This window comes from Treponema sp. R6D11 (genome assembly GCF_054786075.1).
The window spans coordinates 1-1,153 of the sequence record NZ_BDHD01000400.1 but is presented as its reverse complement, the minus strand read 5'-3'; the positions used below and the strand labels follow the sequence as shown (position 1 = coordinate 1,153).

At 40.1% G+C, this 1,153-nt stretch carries 3 protein-coding genes; all 3 read right to left on the bottom strand.

All coding sequences use genetic code 11. The features are described from left to right. Positions 1–225 (bottom strand): type I restriction-modification system subunit M N-terminal domain-containing protein (locus ACYVTD_RS13490; protein ID WP_461248252.1); only part of this gene is annotated, 225 nt, incomplete at its 3' end. Further along, positions 218–754: a DUF1016 N-terminal domain-containing protein gene (locus tag ACYVTD_RS13485; RefSeq protein ID WP_461248251.1), complete on the bottom strand. Its 537-nt coding sequence runs from the start codon at positions 752–754 to the stop codon at positions 218–220. The genes ACYVTD_RS13485 and ACYVTD_RS13490, both read right to left, overlap by 8 nt. A 101-nt stretch (positions 755–855) precedes the next feature. Next, positions 856–1,153, bottom strand: a 298-nt coding sequence (locus ACYVTD_RS13480) for a hypothetical protein (protein WP_461248250.1), incomplete at its 5' end; no start/stop codon positions are given.

Sequence of the window (1,153 nt, the reverse complement as noted above, 5' to 3'; positions counted from 1 at the left end):
TTCCAGTTCCGCACCCGAAAGCGGATAAATTTTTCCCCAGTTAAATTTTTCAGGTATGCCGAGATTTCTTTTGTACGGCGGTTTTGAATATTCATCCGCCATTTTCAGGAAGATCAAATAGGTAAGCTGTTCCAGATAATCGCCGTAACTTACCCCGTCATCGTATAGAACTCCGCACATGCTCCACACTTTTTGGGTAATGGCGGAAGTATTGTTATCAGGCATGGGGGTCTCCTTTTTTGAACGACGAATTACTCGAATTAACACGAATAAATATTTCTTTATTCGTGTTCATTCGTAACATTCGTTGACTCTTTCTTCTAATCATTTTCAGCCTTGTTTCAATTTGGCGGTTTAATTCACGAACCGACCAGAGCGAATTGACACACTCGTTCTGATAGAATTCCCGCTCGTTTTTGTCGGCAATTCCCAAAAGCTCGCAATAATGTGACCATGTCAATTTTCCAGACACTGTCTGGAAAATTTGGTATTCCAGATAGAAATTTCTCATATTATAAAGATTGCTCTTTGAAAAGCCCCGACCTATGGATTTTGTCAGCTCTTTTGAAAGTTCAGTTAAAAGTTGTTGCCCATACGCCGCTTTTATATCGCCGTCCTGTTCATACTCTACGATTATTCGTCCAATGTCCCAATAGGCTTGCAACATGGCGGTATTTACTTCGCTTGCCGCTTTATTCCGTGCTTCAGAAAGGCGGTTTTTTATCTGTTTGATTATAGGTTCAAGTTTTGTCATTATAATAACTAATATTTCCTATATCATAGCCGTATTTGTCCGATTGTCAATTATTTACTTGACTTTTTGTCGAATTCGTGCGATATTTTAGGTGGCGGGTTTTATCCCGTTCGTCCGGCTGGTCCCATAGTCTTTTCATAGGCTATGACACCAGCCTTTTTTATTTTGTTCAATACTTCCCGCCGCTTCCTTTTATATGTCGAAATCGCTATTTTGGCATCGTCTATTGTTACGACGACCGACATAATAAAATCATGTTTTTGGGTATCCTCTATATTTTTAAAGGATTTTATGAAAAGATACGCCTTTCTGCCGTCTTTTTCTTCCGAGACAATGACAATTGGATCAGCCAAAGTTTGACGCATAGCCCCGATAAGGCAACGCCGCTTCCCATTATCC

Excerpts from the sequence above, each read along its gene's own strand:
- ACYVTD_RS13485 (WP_461248251.1), bottom strand. The coding sequence starts at position 754 with ATGACAAAACTTGAACCTATAATCAAACAGATAAAAAACCGCCTTTCT.